The following is a 15648-nucleotide window of genomic DNA, read 5'->3' on the forward strand; positions in this document are numbered from 1 at the left end:
GAACATCAGTACGGGCATCGCTCGAATATCTAGCACTGCTAGGATATTCGGCGTGACAGCCTACGACCGCCGCGAGCGCGAACGCGCCGAACGGCATCAACTGATCGTCCGGACCGCCCGCGACCTCGCCGAGGACGAGGGCTGGGAGGCGGTGACGGTCCGCAAGCTGGCCGCACTCATCGAGTACAGCCAGCCCGTCCTCTACAGCCACTTCGCCAACAGGGACGCGATCGTCGCCGCCGTCGCCCTGGAGGGCTTCGAGGAACTGGCCGGAGAACTGCGGGAGGCGCCGCGCAACGCCGAGGGCCCGATCGAGGCGTTCACCGCCGTCGTCGGCGCCTACGCGGCGTTCGCGGCCGCCCACCCCGCCCTCTACGACGCCATGTTCACCCACGCGACCGGCCTCCCCTTCGGCCGGTCCGAGGCCCCCGAGCAGCTCAAGGAGGCCTTCACCGCCCTGGCGGGCCCGGTCGGCGAGGTCTCCGGGCGCCACGACCCGGAGACCTTCACCGAACTCGTCTGGACCGCCCTGCACGGTCTGGTCACCCTCACCCGCAGCGGACGCCTGCGCCCCGACCTCGCCGAGGAGCGCCTGGACCTCCTGATCACCCTGATGCTCGCCGGCGAACGCGTCTGACCGGCGTCCACCGCCGCTACGGCCGGCGGGCGTCGTGGCCCCGGATCACCGCCCGGCCGCCGGTGAGGTCGATCCCGGTCCGCCCCGGCGCCCCGCCGTTCTCGTCCTCCCGCAGCACCAGCTCCACTCGCCGCTGCTCCAACTGCGCCCGCTTGCCCGGGTACAGCAGCGCGTGCAGCTCCTCGGTGGCCGCCGCCCCGGCCCCGCGCCCGCCGTCCCCGGCCCCGCACCCACCCGTCCGGGCGAGCAGCCGCCGCGCGGCGGCCCCGAGGAAGAAGACCGCGACCAGGAACGCCGGGAGCAGCAGGCCCCCGGCCGCGCCGGTGAGAAGGGTGCTCATGGCAGGCCCAACGGGTGTGCGGTGCCGGGGAGTTCCCGCCCCCCGCCGGTCTACGGCAGGCGGGGGGCGGGGAGGTCGGCGGGGACGAGGAGTTGGAGGTCCTCGGTGGAGGCGTCGGGGAGTTGGGCGATCCGCATGGCGTGGCGTTCGACCATGGTCTCGAAGACCTGGCGGGCGGTGCGGCCGTTGCCGAAGTTGGGGCCGCGCTCGATGCCGGCGAAGTGGTCGAGCAGGGCGCGCTCGGTGGCGTCGGCGAGCGCGTACTCGTGCTCGGCGCACTGGGCGCGGGCGATCTCCAGCAGTTCCTCGGCCGAGTAGTCGGGGAAGGCGACGGTGCGCGAGAACCGCGACGACACACCGGGGTTGGCGGAGAGGAAACGCTCCATCTCGGCGGTGTAGCCGGCCACGATGACCACCACCTCGTCCCGGTGGTCCTCCATCAGCTTCACCAGCGTGTCGATCGCCTCCCGCCCGAAGTCACGGGCCCCGTCCTCCGGCGCCAGCGCGTACGCCTCGTCGATGAACAGGACCCCGCCGCGCGCCCGGTCGAAGGCGGCGGCGGTGCGGATCGCGGTGGAGCCGATGTGCTCGCCGACCAGGTCCACCCGGGCCACCTCGACCAGGTGCCCGCGCTGCAGCACCCCGAGCGAGGCGAGGATCTCGCCGTACAGGCGCGCCACCGTGGTCTTGCCGGTGCCGGGCGCGCCGGTGAAGACCAGGTGGCGGCGGAGCGAGGGCGCCTTGAGCCCGGCCTGCTGCCGCCGCCGCCCGACCGAGATGAGGTCGATCAGCGTCCGCACCTCCTGCTTGACGGTGGCCAGGCCCACCAGCCCGTCGAGCTCGGCGAGCGCCTCGTCGGCGGGCCGGCAGTCCGGGATCGGCCCGATCACCGCGGCGGCGGGCGCCGAGGCCGCCAGGGGCGCGGCGGTGGTTGCGAGCTGGGCGCGCGGGGCGGGGATCTCGGCGGGAGCCGCGGTCGCGGCCGGCACGTCGTCCGAGGTGCAGCCCTCCACCACCGGCCCCGGCTCGGAGAACTCGAAACCGGCCCGCTCGTTCTGCTCGGCCCGGCACCGGGTGAGCACCGTGCGGCAGCCGTCGATGATGTGGAAGCCGAAGCCCTTGCCGTGCGAGACCCGGCAGTCCTCGAAGGTGCCCCGGCCCTGGGCGGAGACGTAGACGCCGGCGTCCGAACCGGCCCGGACGGTGCAGTCCCGCAGCACCGGGTCGGCGCCCTTGGTGACGATCACACCGGTCGCCACGTCGGAGATCTCGCAGCCGGTCAGCACGCCCCCGCTGCCGTGGTCGCGGAACCACAGCCCGGTGCCCGCCTCCTGGACCCGGCAGCCGGTGAGCGTCACCGTCGCGCCGCCGCTGACCGACACCGCCGAGCTGCGGATCCGGCTGAACGAGCAGCCCTCGGCGACGGCCGCGGAGTCGCGGTCCAGCACGAACAGCGCGTCCGGCAGGTCGTGCAGCGCGCAGTCGGTGAGCGTGAGCCGGGCGCCGTCGCTCACCCACAGCGCCGGGTACTCGCCGTTGGAGCCGTGGATCTGACAGGACTCGGCGCTCGCCTCGGTGCCCTGGTCCCAGACCGAGAGCGCCCCGCGCCCGAAGTCCCGCACGGTGGAGTGGGCGAGGCTGAGCCGGGCCCGGCCGCGCAGGTCGGCGGCGTTCTCCGGCACGTCGTGCACCCGGCAGCCGGTGAGCACCAGCTCGGCCTCGCCGTCCAGGGTGAGCCCGTTGCCGGTGACCCGGTGGATCTCGCAGTCGACCAGCCGCCCGCCCGCCTGGGCCTCCGCCTGCACCCCGCTGCCGCGGATCTCGTAGATCTCGCAGCCGGTGAGCTCGGCCGCGCTGCCCGGGTCGGAGATCAGCACGCCCGCGCCGGCGGCGTGGTGCACCCGGCAGCGCTCCAGTGCTGCGGTCGCGCCGCCCAGGACCGCGAGACCGGCCTGGCCGGCGACGGCGACCTCGCAGTCCTCGAAGGCGGCGGCGGTGCCCGCGCCGCGCAGCCGCAGTCCCAGGCCGTCCGGGTTGGCGACCACGCAGCCCTTCAGAGTCGGCCTCGCGCCGTCGGTCACCTCGACCCCCGCGGCCGAGTGGGTCTCCACCCGGCAGCCGGTGAACGAGGGCGTCGCGTCCGCGCCGGTGACCAGGACGGCCGGGGCGGACCGGTCGCTGCCCTCGATCACCAGGTCGCGGACGGTCGCCGCGGCGGTGACGGTGAGCGGCACCCCGCCCGGCGGGTCGATCCGCACGCTGCCGGGGCCCTGGGCGGCGACGACCGTCACCACCTTGTCCACGACCACGTTCTCCCGGAAGGTGCCCGGTCGCACGGTCACCGTGTCGCCCGGTTCCGCGGCCGCCAGGGCCTCCGTGAGCGTGTCGTACTCGCCGGCGCGGCGCCGCCAGCGGGATGCGCTGTCCTGGGTGACCCGGACCCTGTGCTCAGCCATGACGGTCTGTCGTCCCCACCTTCATCGAGCCGGCGATCTGCGGACCGGACGCACGCGGACGCGGTGCGCCCGGACGCGGCGCACCCCGGGGTGCGCGGGTCGTCCGCCCACCGTAGCGCGCCCGCGCGGGTGATCCGGCCGCACGGGCCGGGGCGGGCCGGACGCGCGGCCGGACCGCAGGCGCCGCCGCGGGCCGGCCGGGCGTCGGCCGCGGGTCCGGCCGTACGCGTCAGCCTGTTTCAACGAGCGCGCACACGTCCGGTTCCGGGACGCGGGTGCGGCAGCGGGCGCGCGCGAGCGGGCGCCCGCCGTCAGACCTTGAGGTCGGCCGGCCAGTGCGCGCCGTCCTCCAGCACCTCGACCTCGTCGCCCAGCCGCAGCGTGCCGAGCGCGTCGCCCTCGGCGCCGGCCGGGCGCTCGGGGATCAGGTTCTGCCCGAACGCGGCCTTCTTCAGCAGCCGGTGGTGCCGGGCCAGGGTGCGCAGCGGCTCGGGGCCGCGCCGCTCGCCGCTCTCCTGGTCGGTGGTGGTGACCACGCAGCGCCCGCACGGCTTGACCACCCGGAAGGTCAGCTCGCCGATCCGGAGCCGCCGCCAGCCGTCCTCCGCCCACGGCTCGCTGCCGGAGACCACCACATTGGGGCGGAACCGCTCCATCGGCAGTTCCTCGTGGCCGTCCGGGTGCTCGGCGGCGATCAGCGCGTTGAGTTCGGCGAGCGAGGCGGTGGTGGTGAGCAGCAGCGGGAAGCCGTCGGCCATCGAGACGGTGTCGCCGGGGGAGGAGAAGTGCGGGTCGACGGGCCGGGCGCGCGGGTCGTCCAGGTGCACCAGCCGGTAGTCGCCGAGGTGCTCGGCGATCCACAGCTGGGCCTCCTTGCCGGCCTCGGCGGCGCGGAAGCGGGTGCCCCAGACCTCGACGTCGGCGAGCGCGTCGCCGTCCGCGACGGCGGGGGCGGGGACCTCGGCGCGGGTGCCGTCGGGGGCGGTGAGCACGAGGGCCCCGGTGGGGGTGAGCTCGGCGCGGACCTGGCCCAGGGCGGCGTTCTCGCGCTGGCTGACGAACCGGCCGGTGGCGTCGGCGAGCATCCAGCGGCGGTCGCCGGCCAGGCCCCACGGTTCGACGCGGGCGCTCTCGGGGCTCAGGCGGTACATGGACTTGACGGGGTAGACGTGGAGTCCGGTGAGCTGCATTCCCCCATCCTGCCAGCCGCGCCCGGGCCGTCGGCAGGCGCGGTCGGGGGCCGGCTCCGGGCCGACCTGCCCGGACCTGCTCGGACCTGCTCGGACGTGTGCCTCGACGGGTGCCCCGGCGGGTGCCCGAATGCGCACGGACCGCCCGGAACGCCAAGGTGGGGCGGCGTTCCGGGCGGTCCGTGGATGACCCGTTTCTCCGTACGCCCGGCGGCTGTGGGAACGCCGGCTGGTGCTAGGTCCTCTCTTTCGGATCACGTCGGGCGTTCGCCGCCGGAGCACGCACCTCGCCGGCTTGTCGTCGGTCGCCGATGCTCCGCATGGACTCCCTCCTCCGCACCGCCGATGCACGCCCTCCAACGACGCCCGCTGATCCGACGTGATCCGAAAGAGAGGACCTGGGTAGTGCGGGTGCGGGCCGGGTGGGGCTGGCCCGAAGTGTCAGCGGCTTCGATGTCTCCAGTGGCTAGGCGGCCTCGGTCGGCTCGGCGGCCTCAGTAGCCCTGGGCCTGTGGCTGGTAGCCCTGCTGGAACTGGCCGGGCTCGCCGTACGGGCCGGGCCGCTGCGGCTGCATCGGGCGGACCGGGGCGACCGGGGCGACCGCCGGGCGCAGCTGGGCGCCGCCGAAGGACTGCTCGCCGGAGCCGCCGAAACCGCCCGGCTGGGCGCCGTGGCCGGCGAAGCCCTGCGGGCCGCCGAACGGCTGCGGGGCCTGCGGCTGGCCGGCCGTGCCCTGCGGACCGGCGGGGCCGCCGGCCGGCTGCGCGCCGAAGGTCTGCGGGCCGCCGTGGCCGCCGACGAAGGTGTTCTGGCCGCCGAAGCTCTGGCCGCCGGACGGCTGGTACCCGCCGGTGGCGGCCTGGGTGAAGCCCGGGGCCGGGGTCTGCGGGCGCTGGCCGGGCAGGTACGGCTGCGGGCCGCCGTAGCCGGGGACCGGCGGCTGGGGCGCGGCGGCGTACGCGGGCGCGGGCTGCGCCGGGATGTACGCGGTGGCCGGGCCGGAGGAGGGTGCGCTGCTCGGGCCGGGGCCCAGGGCGAGGCGGGCGGGCGGCAGGGCGGGGAGGTTGCCGCCGGGACTGTCGTACCCGGTGCCGTACCGGTTGTTCTCGTAGGACGGGCCGGAGAGGCCGGATCCGTAACCGGTCGACAGGGCCGGCGGCAGGGCGGCCGGCACGTTGATGGGCGCGATCTGCGGGACACCGCGCTCTGCGACGAGGCTGTCGTAGATGGGCGTGCCGGAGGAGAAGGACGGAGAGGGGTAGCCGACTCCGTCGTAGGAGCGGGGCGAGGTCATGGGGCATACGGTAAGCCCACAACGCGGCTGCTGAGGAGACTGGGAGGCGGAGCAGTTCGAGTGTTTACACAAGCTTCGCTCGAACAAAGGTCTCGAAAGTAGGAAGAACGGACATTCCGGCGGCGAGTTCCGGCCACCGTCCGGCGGGGCCGCGGGGTTCGAACGGCGCTCGGACGGGGGCGACGAAGATCCGTGTGGTGACGGGCCGGTGGACGGTTCGGGGACCGTCGAAGAAACTTCTGCGGGCGGGGCGCGCACCGGCGCATTCGAGCCCCCGCCGGGGGCGCGGCGGGGGCTCGTGAATGTTTGGGGAATAAAGTCCCCGTCAGGGCCGGTATGGGGCCCGGGGCGGGACCCGGCCGAGGTGACCGGGGCCGTTCTCAGTGCGCCGGCGCGGGCTGCGGCTCGTCGGACTCCGCGGCGGCCTTCTCGCCGGACTTGACGGACTTGCCGGCCTTCTCGGCGGACCGGCCGGCCGGCCGCCCGGCGGCGGACTCGGCGCCCTGCTCTGCGGCGGGCTCGGCCGGCGGCTCGACGGGGCCGCGCTGGGCGGGGAAGCCCGGCAGGCCGGCCACCTCGGTGGTGCAGAACGAGCAGCGCACCGCCGCGGCCGGGATCGCGCTCAGGCACTCCGGGCAGTCCGCCTTGGCGGCCGGTGCCGGCTTGTCGCCCTCCAGCCGCGCCTGGAGGCGACCGACCGGCACCACCACGACGAAGTAGATCACCGCGGCCACCAGCACGAAGCCGATCAGCGCGTTGACGAAGACCCCGTACGGGAACCGGGTGCCGGCCACGTCGAAGGTCTTCTGGCTGAAGTCGCCGACCGCGCCGGTCGCCACGCCGACCAGCGGGGTGAGGAACGCCGTGACGAACCCGGTGACCACGGCCGTGAAGGCCGCGCCGATCACGATGCCGACCGCCAGGTCGACCACGTTTCCACGCAGCAGGAAGCTGCGGAATCCCTTGAGCACCGGGAACTCCAAACACGTACGGGGGAGGGTGGGTCGGGACCGCGGGCCCCGGCCGGACATCCTGCCGACCGGGCGGGCCCGAGGTCCAACCGGCGTCACCCGAACCGCGTAACGGGGCCCGCGCCCGGAGCCGGCCGGGTCAGGCGGCGCGCAGACGCTCCGCGTACGGCTGGATCCGGACCACCGCGTCCGCGATCCGGCGCACGGTGGCCGCGTCCATCTGCGACCAGAGCGGCACGGTGAGCACCGATTCGGCGAGCCGGTCGGTGAGCGGCAGCGACTCGGCCTGGCCGAGGTGGGCGTAGGCGCGCTGGCGCTGCACCGGCGGGTGGAAGTAGCGGCGCGAGTCGATGCCCTCCGCCCGCAGCGCGTCGGCGAGTTGGCGGGAGGTGAGGCCGAAGGCGGCGGCGTCCAGGACGAGCGTGAGGTCCTTGAAGGTGGAGGTGTCGCCCTCCTCCGGCAGGGCCAGCCGCAGGCCGGGCAGCCCGGCGGTGACGGCGGCGAACTCCTTGACCAGCGCGGTCCGGTGGGCCACCCGCTCGGGCAGGCCGGCCAGCCAGTTGAGGCCGAGGGCGGCGTGCAGTTCGCTCATCCGCGCGTTCAGGCCGGGGAACAGCGTGTCGTAGTCGCCCGGGTTGCCGTAGTCGCGGGCGATGCGCAGCCGGCGGGCGAGGTCGGCGTCGCGGGTGGCGACCAGGCCGCCCTCGCCGGCCACCACGACCTTGGTCGGGCTCATCGAGAACACCTCGGCGTAGCCGAAGTTGCCGACCGGAACGTCCTTGCGGCGGCTGCCGAAGCCGTGCGCGGAGTCGTAGACCAGCGGCACCCCGGCGGCGTCGGCGACCTCCTGGAGGCGTTCGACCTGGCAGGGCGTGCCGTAGACGTGGGTGGCCATCAGCGCGGCCGGGCGCTCGGCGGCGGCGAGCTTGGCGGCGGCGTCCTCGGGGTCGAGGGTGATGTCCTGCTCGCGGGCCTCGGCGAACAGCGGGGTGCCGCCGGCCCAGTGCGCGGCGTGCGCGGTGGCCGAGAAGGTGAAGCCGGGCATCACCACCGGGCGGCGGTCGTCGACGCCGGCGGCCTGGAGGACCAGCATCAGTCCGGTGGTGCAGTTGGAGACCGCCACCACGTGCGGCACCTCCAGGAGTTCGGCCGACGCCTCCTCCAGTTCGGCGACGGTGCGGCCGTTGGTGAGCTGTCCGCTGTCGAGCACGGTGCCGAGCCGCTCCAGCAGCGCGGCGCGGTCGGGCACCTGGACGCGGGTGAGCGGCAGCCCGTCGGGGAAGGCGGGCGTGCCGCCGAGGGCGGCGGGCAGGGCAAGGGTGTCGGTGGTGTCGGTGGTCATGGCGCGGTCGATCCCCCCTGGGACGGTGACGGTGACACGGTTGACGGCGGTGGAACGGCTGTTGGCGGTGACGCGGCCGACGTTGACGCGGCCGGTGACGGCGACGCGGCCGGTGGCGTCCGCCGCGCGCCCCACTGCCCGGGCGCGACCCGCCAGACCGGTGGCGGCCTGCGGGTGGCGGCGGTGCCGCGGCTCGCGGCGGCGGCCGGAACGACCAGCAGCACCAGGGCGAGCGGCAGCACCTGGACCCGTTCGCGGGACAGGATGCCCATGTTGTTGATGGTCGAGAAGGCCCAGCAGAACAGCAGCGTGTAGACCACGGCGAAGGCCGCGTAGGAGCGCTGCACGAACAGCCGGGGCAGCCGGCTCAGCCGCGGCCAGGCCCGGACGAACATCACCAGCAGCGCGAAGCACTCCACCGACTGGATGAGGTTCTGGATGTTCGACGCCTCGAACGGGAACGGGCGGAACAGCACGCTGATCACCGCGACCGGCAGGCCCGCCGGGTTGAGGCTGAACTCGGGCGAGGCGTCGTCGGGCGCGGTCGGGTTGATCATCGAGTTGCCCTGGCTGGTGCGTCTGGAGGTCTCCGAGAGCACCTGGTTGACGGCGTCGCCGCCGGTCCCGTCGGTGCCGAAGAAGGTGGAGACCTGCTGGAGCATCAGCACCGCCATCGCGCCCAGCACCACCGCGGTCAGGATGGTGCGCAGCGGCCCCAGCGCGCTGACCTGCTGCGGACGGCGGCGCAGCACGTAGGCGACCATCAGCCCGGCCCCGGCCAGCGCGGTGACGTGCGGGCGGACCATCGCGGTGCCCAGCGAGCCGGCCGCGATGCAGGCGAAGGCACCGAACCGGCGGTCCAGCAGCCGAGCGGTGCCGTAGGTGGTCAGGCCCAGGCAGAACATCATCCAGGCGTCCTTGCCGATGCTGGAGGGCCAGAACAGCAGCGAGGGCAGGAAGAAGACCAGCTTGGCGTACTTGCGGGTGTCCGCCTCGGGGAAGGCGATCTGCAGCGCCCGCCAGAACAGCAGCAGCCCCCAGAAGCCCAGCCAGGAGAAGACCAGGAAGCCGCCGATCAGCGAGGGGCCGGTGACGGCGTAGACGACGCCGGTGACGATGATGATGAAGCCGGTGCCGGCGACCTTCATGCCCAGGTCGTAGTGGATGCCGCCGAGCAGGTCGGCCTGGCCGAGGTAGGCGGCGAGGTCGCCGCCCTTCTGGTGGTACATCTTGGCGTCGGCCGCGCCGCCGTAGAGCACGAAGGCCATCAGGTAGCGGGGGAAGGCGCAGAGCAGCTTGGCGGTCATCGCCAGCAGCAGCAGCCGGAAGACGTCCCGCTCGGGGTTGGCGGCGGCGACCCGGGCCAGGATCGGGGTGCCGATCGCCATCAGGGCCGGGAGGATCAGCAGCGCGCCCCAGGTGTCGTACGAGGTGTGCACCGAGGCGAGCACGAAGAGCGTGACGTAGCCGGTGACCAGGGCGGCGGCGACGGCGGAGGGCCAGGGGACGCGTCTCAGCACCGCCGCCGCGCTCCCCGGCGCCCTCGGCACCCCCGGGGCCCTGGGCACCCCGGGCATCAGAAGACCTCCAGGTCGCCGAGGCTGAACCGCCAGTCGGCGGGGGTGAGCGGGGTGGGTCCTGCGGGGGTGCGGGCGGCGAGCGTCATGCCGGTGCGCGGGGCGGGCAGGTAGCCGGTGCGCAGGGCGGCGTCGGCGGCCTCGGTGCCGGGGGAGAGGTGGGTGGCGACGTGGTCGCAGCCGCTCTCGCGGGCGGCGGCGCGCAGCAGCCGGGCGGCGCTGCCCCGGTCGCCCGGGCGCACGATCACGTCGGCGAGGGTGAACTCGGCGAGCGGGCCGCGCCGTCGGGGCCGGCCGAGGGCCAGGCCGGTGAGTTCGTCGCCGCGGTGGACGGTGAGCACCCGGTAGTCCAGGCCGGGCGCGTCGCCGTAGCGCCAGCGCAGGAACTCCGGGGTGCGGTGGACGGCCAGCCGGTGGTCGGCGGCGTCCGCGGCGGCGCGCTCGCGCAGCAGTTCGGCGAGCGGGCCGTGCCCGCCGGCGTCCGTGTGGGCGGCCAGCCAGTCGGCGGCGGTGGGCAGCCGGCAGGCGTCGCCGGCGGGGCGCGCGGGCCCGGCCGGGCGGCGGGCGAGGGCGGCGCGCACGCCCCGGGCGAAGGCGGCCGGGCGGACGGCGCGCACCGAGATCGGCACCCGGCCCAGTTCCTGCCAGCCCATCCTGCGGTAGCCGGGCAGGCTGTTGCCGTTGGGGGTGTTGAACACCAGCGCGGTCTCGTCGGCGACCTCGTCGAGCAGGTCCAGGGTGAGCCGGCGGAAGATGCCGCGCCCCTGGAAGTCGGGGTGGGTGGCGGTGTCGACCGGTCGGACGGCGCTCACCACGGTGCCGTCCCCGCCCCGCCGCCACTGCCAGCGCAGGAACAGCCGGACGCCGGCGAGCCGTCCGTCCGGGGTCTCGGCGACCATGCCGGGGCTGGCGCCGAAGGGGTTGCGGCGGTGCTTCCAGGCGAAGAACCCGGCGGTGCGGGTGCCGGTGGGGCCGCCCGCCAGGGTGACGGTCAGCAGGTCGAGCACGGCGGGCAGGTCGGACTCGGCGAGCGGGCGGAAGGTCAGCTCGGCGGGGGCGGGCGGGGCGCTCACGTCCGGACTCGCTCTCCCATCGGTGGTCGGGGGGCTATCGGGGAAACATCGGGCATCGCTGTTCTCGGAGCGGGCGCGCGGCGGGTGCGCGGCGGGCGCACCGCGGGCGGCGCGCGGTCAGTGCCGCAGGACCCGCGCGTACACCGCCTCGACGGCGCGTTGGGCGCCGGCCACGTCGAAGCGCTCGGCGCGTTCCCGGGCGGCGGCGGACAGCCGGGCGCGCAGGTCCGGGTCGCCGGCCAGCCGCTCGAACGCGCCGGCCAGCGCGGCCGGGTCGCCGGGCGGGACGAGGAAGCCCTGCCCGCCGTCGTCCAGCACCTCGGGCATGCCGCCGACCCGGGTGACCACGGCGGGCAGTCCGCTGGTCATCGCCTCCATCAGCGCGACCGGCAGGCCCTCCTGGCGCGAGCTCAGGGTGAACACGTCCAGGGCGGGCAGCAGTTCGGGCACGTCGGCACGCGAGCCGGCGAACACGACGCTGTCCGCGACGCCCAGTTCGGCGGCCCGGGCGCGCAGTTGGGCGTCCAGCGGCCCGGAGCCGACCAGCAGCAGCCGGGCGTCGGGGCGGGTGCGCAGCAGGGCGGCGTGCGCGGCGAGCAGCGTCGCCTGGTCCTTCTTGGGGGTGAGGTTGCCGACCGTGCCGACCACGAACGCTCCGTCCGGCAGGCCGAGTCCGGCGCGCGCGGCGGCCCGGGCGGCCGGGCCCTCGGGGGCGCCGGCCAGGTCAGGGCCGTGGTGCACCACGGTGACCCAGTCGCCGGGGCGGCGCCGGGCGGGCGGGATGCTCCGGGCGACGGCGTGCGAGACGGCGATCACCGCGTCGTTGCGCCGGTAGGTCAGCGCGTTGGCCCAGCGGGTGGCCGGGCGGTAGCGCTCCCAGACGTTGTGCTCGGTGTGCACCAGCCGCGGCGCGGCCCCCGCGAGGGTGGGGGCGAGCAGCCGGGTGGCGGCGGCCGGGACGGGCATGTGGGTGTGGACCAGTCCGTAGCGGCGGGCGGCGAGCAGCGCGCGCAGCCGCAGCGGCCAGCGCGGGTCGGCGCGCCCCGGGGTGCCGGGGGCGCCGCCCAGGCAGTGCACGGCCACCCCGGCCTCGGTGAGCGCCGGGGCCAGCGCGTCCTTCCACGGCAGCACGTAGGCGACCTCGATCCTGTAGCGCGAACGGTCCGCGTGGCGGGCGCAGTTGAGGAGCAGCTGCTCGGCGCCGCCGCGGCCGAGGCCCTTGGCCAGCCAGAGCACCCGGACGGGGGCGCCGGCCGCCTCGGTGGAGGACCCGCTCACCGCTCCTCCGCCTCGCGCAGCAGGGCCGGTTCGCCGGGCCCGCCGCCGTCGTCCTCGGGCGGGCGCCGCGCCCAGCTGGGCGTGGTGCGTCCGCCGCCGAGTTCGCCCGGGCGGTCGGCGCCCCGCTCCACCGCCGGCCCGGACGGACGCGCCGGCGTGGCGGCCGGCGGCCCGCTCCGGCCGGCCGTCCCGCTCGTCCCGCTCGTCCCGTTCATTCCGCTCGTCCCGCTCGTCCCGATGCCGCCCGCCGGGGCGCGCCGCCGCCGTCCGGACGGCCCGTAGGTGCCGAGCAGCGCCACCCCGGCCACCGGGACGCCGGTGCGCGAGAGCAGTTCGGCCACCCGGTCGGCCTGTTCCGGAGTGACGTTTCCGCTGCGCACGGTCACCAGCACCGCGTCCGCGTGCTGCACCAGGTCGTAGGCGTCGTTGGCGTGCAGCAGCGGCGAGGTGTCGACCAGGATGACGTCCGCGTGCCGCCGGGCCCGGCGCAGCACCTCGCCGGCCCGCAGCACCAGCGCCGCCGGGTACGCGGTGGTGTTGCCGCCGGTGATCAGCGAGACGCCGGCCACGTTGGTCGGGCGCACCAGGTCGTCCAGCTCGCCGAGCCTTTCGCCGCTGAGCAGTTCGGCCATGCCGGGGCCGTCGCCGACGCCGAGGTGGGCGTGCAGTTGCGGGTGGCGGAAGTCGCAGTCCAGGACGAGCACCTCGCGGCCGGTCTCGGCGAGCGCCGCAGCCAGGTTGGCGATGGTGATGGTGCGCCCGTCGCGGCTGGAGCCGGAGGCGACCAGGACCACCGGCGCGGGCTCGGCGAGCCGGCGCGAGACGGTCCGCGCCGGGTCCCGGTCGTCGCCGCCGGCCGGGCGGGCCAGTGAGTCGGGGCCGGTGAGCAGCAGGGTCGAGCGCAGCGAGCGGTACGCCTCGGCGGCCGGGTCGGACGGGCGGGCGCGCACCAGCGGTTCGCGCACCCGGCGCTGACGGCGCGACAGGTGCGGCACCTCGCCGATCACCGGGAGGTTGAACGCCTCCTCGACGGCGTTGCGGCTGCGCAGCCTGGTGTCCATCCGGCTGAGCATCAGGGCCGCGACGACGCCGAGCGCGAGGCCGAGCGCGACCGCGAGGCCGAGCCGGACGCCGCGGCTGGGGGAGGAGAGCAGGTTGCCGTCGCCCTGGCGGGCGTCGATGCTGCCCCACTGCTGGATGGCGTCGGTCTGGGCGCTGTTGGCGAGCTTGCTGATCGTGGTGAGGGTGGTGGTCAGCGAGGTGTTGGCGGCGGTCAGCTTGGGCTGCAGCTTGGGCTGGTCGGCCGCCGAGGAGCGGTTGAACTGGGCCTGGATCTCGTTCAGCTGCTGCTGCTGGGCGTCCGCCTGGGCCTGCAGCTTCTTGATCGTCTCGGCTGCGCTGCGGGCCGACTCGTCGCTGTAGCCCTTGATGATCGCGGCCGAGTAGGCGGTGGCGAGGTCGGAGCAGGACTGCCTGGTGGGGCCGGTGGTGGCGATGGTCAGCATCTGGGGGCTGTCGGCGGTGACGGTCCGGCGGGCGATCACCTCGGCGGTGTCGGCGATGCCGAGGGCCTTGGCGGCGGCGGCCGCGACGTCCGCGCCCTGCGCGTAGGAGAGCACCTGGTCGGCGCGGACGGTGTCGCCCGCGCCGGCGACCGGGGTGATCGCGACCTTGCACTCCCATTTGGCGTTGTCCACCGTGGCACCGGCCGGGGTGAGTAGCCAGCCGACGACCAGCGCGGCGAGCGTGCAGCCGGCGAGCAGCCGCCAGTAGCGCCGCAGGACGGTGAAGTGGTTTGCCGGTTCCACCGGTTGGATCCCCTCGTTGGTGGTGCGGTGGTGCTGTCAGCGCCCGTCGCGCCCCGGGCGGGAGTGCGGCGGGTCCGGGTACCGCTGGGGTGTCACGCCCCCGGGCGTGACCGGTCGGCCCTCGCGGGCACGGTGGAATCCCTCGGCTGGTGTCGCAACCCGCCCCCCTGACGACTCGCGGCCAACGTCCCGACGACGACGCGCTCCCCACGGCGTGGCCCGGCCCGGCGGTACGCCGTGAACGGCGCCGGCCGACCGCCGCCCCCGCCGGTCCCCCTTGCGATGCTTCCCGAGCCCCGACGTGCGGCGCAACCACTTTGGCGATACTCGTCCGGGAGATCCCGGGCGACCGGGCCCGCACCGCCGGGATCCGGACAGAACGGCACCGTCCGGTCCCGCCCGGGCACCGCCCCGGCCCGGCGGCGGGCGCGCTCAGACCGCCCGCAGCCGCAGCGAGCGCTCGTAGAACTCCACCATCTGCGCCGACACCTGGTGCAGCGTGAACGAGGTCAGGAACCGCGCCCGCGCCGCCTTCGCCCGCACCCGCGCCGCGGCCCGGTCCTCCAGGGTGTCGGTCAGCGCCGCCGCCAGCGCGGCCGGCCGCTCCGGCGGCACCAGCCGCGCGTAGTCCTCCGAGCCGACCGTCTCGCGCAGCGCCGGCACGTCGGCGGCGACCAGCGGCACCCCGACCCCCATCGCCTCCATCGCCGCGCTGCCCAGCCCCTCCCAGCGGGACGGCACGGCGAACGCGTCGGAGGCCGCCATCAGGTCGAACACGTCGTCCCGGGGGCCGAGGAAGCGCACCCCGCCGCTCGCGTCGGCCAGCGCCCGCAGCCGCTCGGTCTCGGTGCCCTCGCTGCCGGCCAGCAGCAGCACCGCCTCCGGCTCCGCCCGCAGCACCTGCGGCCAGGCCTCCAGCAGCACGTCCAGGCCCTTCTGGTACTGCTGCCGGGCCGCCGCCAGCACCACCGGCACGTCCGGCGACAGCTCCAGGGAGGTGCGCACGGCGGCCCGCCGGTCCGGCGTCACGGTGCCCAGACGCTCCGGGTCGCGCCCGCGCGGCACCACGTCGATCCGCTGCGAGGGCACCCGCAGCCGGCGCGCCATCGCCCCGGCCACGTAGCGGGTCAGCGCGTGGAAGCGCCGGGTGCCCTGCGCGGTCGCCGCGTCCACCGTCTGCGCGGCCCGCACCTTCCACGGGCTCAGCCCGCGCGCGTTGCGGTGCTCCGGCCCGTAGGAGGCGTTGACCAGGCTGGTCACCACCGGGGTGCGGGCCGCCAGCGCGGCCGCCCGGCCGAGCACGTCCGACTCGTAGAGCGTGGTGTGCACCAGGTCCGGGCGGCGCTCGCGGACCAGCCGGTGCAGGGCGGCGACGGTGCGCCCCCGGGTGGGGTGGCCGACCCCGAACACATCGGCCCCGGCAGCGGTGAGCTCGGGCTGGAAGCCGCCGGGGGAGTCCTTGAGGTAGGCGACGTCGAGCTTCACCCCGGCCCGCACCAGCTGCGGGGCCATCGCCACCAGGCCCTGCTCGGCCCCGCCGACCCGGCTCACGCTGTCGATCACATAGAGCACATGCACAGGCCAACCCCCGCCCTCCTGGGCGTGCCCGGTCTCCCGTGCCGGGCCGCGCCCTGACTGCCGCTCAGCATCGCAGGTCGCGACCGGCGCCCGCCAGCGATTC

At 75.8% G+C, this 15648-nt stretch carries 11 protein-coding genes and 1 pseudogene; 1 reads left to right on the top strand and 11 read right to left on the bottom strand.

The annotated features are described in order from the left end of the window. Positions 1-52 precede the first annotated feature (52 nt). Complete coding sequence (locus ACFZBX_RS31830) at positions 53-637, top strand: TetR/AcrR family transcriptional regulator (RefSeq protein WP_391537270.1); 585 nt, start codon at positions 53-55, stop codon at positions 635-637. A gap of 16 nt (positions 638-653) precedes the next feature. Here the strand turns inward: ACFZBX_RS31830 and ACFZBX_RS31835 are convergent, their stop codons facing one another. The 11 genes and pseudogenes from ACFZBX_RS31835 to ACFZBX_RS31885 all read right to left on the bottom strand — a co-directional run bounded on the left by ACFZBX_RS31835 (position 654) and on the right by ACFZBX_RS31885 (position 15530). After that, positions 654-977: a DUF6191 domain-containing protein gene (locus tag ACFZBX_RS31835; RefSeq protein ID WP_391537271.1), complete on the bottom strand. Its 324-nt coding sequence runs from the start codon at positions 975-977 to the stop codon at positions 654-656. A gap of 50 nt (positions 978-1027) precedes the next feature. Further along, on the bottom strand, positions 1028-3433 hold the full coding sequence (locus ACFZBX_RS31840; protein ID WP_391537272.1) for a right-handed parallel beta-helix repeat-containing protein: 2406 nt from the start codon (positions 3431-3433) through the stop codon (positions 1028-1030). A 311-nt stretch (positions 3434-3744) separates the two neighbouring features. Continuing rightward, on the bottom strand, positions 3745-4623 hold the full coding sequence (locus ACFZBX_RS31845) for an MOSC domain-containing protein (RefSeq protein WP_391537273.1): 879 nt from the start codon (positions 4621-4623) through the stop codon (positions 3745-3747). Positions 4624-5117: 494 nt separating this feature from the next. Next, a complete protein-coding gene (locus tag ACFZBX_RS31850) occupies positions 5118-5918 on the bottom strand; it encodes a DUF6643 family protein (RefSeq protein ID WP_391537274.1) in 801 nt (266 codons plus the stop codon). 563 nt (positions 5919-6481) lie between these two features. Continuing rightward, a pseudogene (mscL, locus tag ACFZBX_RS31855) lies at positions 6482-6889 on the bottom strand (large conductance mechanosensitive channel protein MscL); the annotation flags it as partial. Between the two features lie 139 nt (positions 6890-7028). Then, entirely contained in the window at positions 7029-8231 is a 1203-nt protein-coding gene (locus ACFZBX_RS31860; RefSeq protein WP_391537275.1) for a DegT/DnrJ/EryC1/StrS family aminotransferase, read from the bottom strand. Next, entirely contained in the window at positions 8228-9751 is a 1524-nt protein-coding gene (locus tag ACFZBX_RS31865) for a hypothetical protein (RefSeq protein ID WP_391537276.1), read from the bottom strand. The genes ACFZBX_RS31860 and ACFZBX_RS31865 overlap by 4 nt, the downstream gene beginning before the upstream one ends. A 56-nt stretch (positions 9752-9807) precedes the next feature. After that, positions 9808-10881, bottom strand: a complete 1074-nt coding sequence (locus tag ACFZBX_RS31870; RefSeq protein ID WP_391537277.1) for a GNAT family N-acetyltransferase — start codon at positions 10879-10881, stop codon at positions 9808-9810. Between the two features lie 117 nt (positions 10882-10998). Further along, positions 10999-12159, bottom strand: a complete 1161-nt coding sequence (locus ACFZBX_RS31875; protein ID WP_391537278.1) for a glycosyltransferase — start codon at positions 12157-12159, stop codon at positions 10999-11001. Then, the gene (locus tag ACFZBX_RS31880; protein WP_391537279.1) at positions 12156-13967 is read right to left on the bottom strand and encodes a CpsD/CapB family tyrosine-protein kinase; all 1812 of its coding nucleotides are present in this window, start codon (positions 13965-13967) and stop codon (positions 12156-12158) included. Before ACFZBX_RS31880 ends, ACFZBX_RS31875 begins: the two co-directional genes overlap by 4 nt. A 432-nt stretch (positions 13968-14399) precedes the next feature. Beyond that, complete coding sequence (locus ACFZBX_RS31885; RefSeq protein ID WP_391537280.1) at positions 14400-15530, bottom strand: glycosyltransferase family 4 protein; 1131 nt, start codon at positions 15528-15530, stop codon at positions 14400-14402. Positions 15531-15648 lie beyond the last annotated feature (118 nt).

The organism is Kitasatospora sp. NPDC008115 (assembly GCF_042957205.1).
In the GTDB taxonomy this organism is placed as follows: domain Bacteria; phylum Actinomycetota; class Actinomycetes; order Streptomycetales; family Streptomycetaceae; genus Kitasatospora.

Excerpts from the sequence above, each read along its gene's own strand:
- ACFZBX_RS31835 (WP_391537271.1), bottom strand. The coding sequence starts at position 977 with ATGAGCACCCTTCTCACCGGCGCGGCCGGGGGCCTGCTGCTCCCGGCG.
- ACFZBX_RS31840 (WP_391537272.1), bottom strand. The coding sequence starts at position 3,433 with ATGGCTGAGCACAGGGTCCGGGTCACCCAGGACAGCGCATCCCGCTGG.
- ACFZBX_RS31845 (WP_391537273.1), bottom strand. The coding sequence starts at position 4,623 with ATGCAGCTCACCGGACTCCACGTCTACCCCGTCAAGTCCATGTACCGC.
- ACFZBX_RS31850 (WP_391537274.1), bottom strand. The coding sequence starts at position 5,918 with ATGACCTCGCCCCGCTCCTACGACGGAGTCGGCTACCCCTCTCCGTCC.
- ACFZBX_RS31860 (WP_391537275.1), bottom strand. The coding sequence starts at position 8,231 with ATGACCACCGACACCACCGACACCCTTGCCCTGCCCGCCGCCCTCGGC.